This window comes from Xanthovirga aplysinae (genome assembly GCF_009711365.1).
GTDB lineage: Bacteria > Bacteroidota > Bacteroidia > Cytophagales > Cyclobacteriaceae > Xanthovirga > Xanthovirga aplysinae.
The window spans coordinates 1-1904 of sequence record NZ_SMMB01000494.1 but is presented as its reverse complement, the minus strand read 5'-3'; the positions used below and the strand labels follow the sequence as shown (position 1 = coordinate 1904).

At 35.8% G+C, this 1904-nt stretch carries 2 protein-coding genes; both read right to left on the bottom strand.

What is annotated here, in order from left to right; all coding sequences use genetic code 11:
- Positions 1 to 442: SRPBCC family protein (locus E1171_RS02080; RefSeq protein ID WP_155203603.1), on the bottom strand; the 442-nt coding region annotated here is incomplete at its 3' end.
- 123 nt (positions 443 to 565) lie between these two features.
- A partial coding sequence (locus E1171_RS02075) for an amidohydrolase family protein (RefSeq protein WP_155203601.1) occupies positions 566 to 1904 on the bottom strand: 1339 nt, incomplete at its 5' end.

Below are 1904 nucleotides of genomic sequence, written 5' to 3'. Positions count from 1 at the left end.
ATTTCACGTTTTCTTCTATATATTCTTTTAGGCTTTTTTGGATTAAATAACTCCATCCCTCAACACCACTTTCTCTTTTGAATTCAGGAATATGATCAGGGAAGTCTTCAAGAACTTTAGAGGTCAATTTTAATTTTGTTTTGTTGCCCTCTTCCATTAGCTCAAAAATCACAACCGATCTGCCAGGATACCCTTCATACCTCCAATCGTAAATAATTTTCTTCATGGGGATTACTTCTGTCAATTTCCATAAATGCGGAAAAATTCTTCCTTCATTTTGGACCACAAATCGTGTTTCAAAACCCACGACCGGCTCAAAAGAGGGTAGGTTGGGAAAAAACCATTTTATCATCTTATTATAGACGGTTATCGCATCCCAAACATTTTCTACAGAGCTGTCAAAGCTTTGTTCTACTACAATGGGCTCCTCAGTATTTTTCATAAGTTATGCATTTAGATGATAATTTATTGGATAAAGTTGGGGGCGGTTGGCTGCCGCACTTTTTTATGATGGCTAAGCCTGTTAAGTCTTTTTAGTTAATTAAGATTTTGTCTCTATTTCAAATTAATCGGCAAATTGCTTTCTCATTAAAGGACTACCAAAAAGGCTATAAATAAATTTTACATTCATATGAAAGGATGACGCCAAAGATGATGTGATTTCTTTTAAAGCCCCAAGCTTCTCCTTATCATGATAAATGCCATTGATCATTACTCCGTATATTAATTTCGTGTTTTCGATGTTCTTCAATGGGTTTTTCTCCAATATAATCAAATCAGCCATTTTACCAACTTCTATGCTACCATAACCTTTTTCTAATCCACAATACCTGGCTGGAATAATGGTTGCAGATTGCAGCGCTTCTAAGTTGGATAATCCGCATTTTGTCAAATCTTTCAGTTCAGTATGAAGACTAAAGCCAGGAAATACATAAGTGTCTGTTACATCAGTGCCAGCCATTATTAACACTCTCTTTCTATTGGCCATTCCAACTTGTTTTTGAACGGCTTTGTAGAAATTTAAATTTATTCCTTTTCTAGTAGAGGATTTATTAGCTTTAGCAGACCTGCCAATATCAGGGTTCCATATTAACTTTTGTCTCATCGTGGGAATATATTTTAGATGAGGGTTTGTTAGGAAGGATTCATCATCAGCGTAAGCCCCCATTTTAACTGTCTGTAAAGTTGGTGTCCAATAAGCTTTATGTTCACGCATTAAATCCATAAGATATTCAGCCTTCTCAGTATTAAAGTCTTTAACCATTGATTTCATGGAATTTCTAAACATTTTTCTTTTTTCAGTCGCTTTGAGTAGGGCTTCTGCCCCTGGATAACAGTCATACATAAAAATCCTGCCATGTTCAAAACTTCTTTGGCCCAAGATGATGGCCTCTTTTAGCGTTATATTGAGTGGCTTATGCCCAGCAATGTGTAAATTATAGTTTGGTGCTTCTTGGATTAGTTTTCTGTAGGAGGTTTCAGGAATCTCGGAATATACTTTAATAAAATCCGCACCCTCATCTTTGTAAAAAGCTAATAATTGCGGGACATCCTCACTATTTTTCAATTTGAAGAATTCGGGAAAGCCATTTGGTATTGAGAAATTTTTATCAATTGCAAAACTACTATGCAACAAGTATCGAGGTGCAATTGATTTGTTGTCTTGTAGTAGTTTATTCCATTTAAGTCTTTCTTTTGTTCCTGCCCAGTAACTGTCTTTCTTATTCAAACGACCCGACATATCTCTAATACCCGTAACACCATTTGCCACAAAAAGGGGATGATGTAACCATGGTGAATAAGGAGTAGAATGAGTGTGCATATCCCAAAGCCCCGGTAAAAGAAAATTTCCGTTTCCATTTATTATAAATGTATTCTCGGGAATTTTCTTAACACCAGAACTA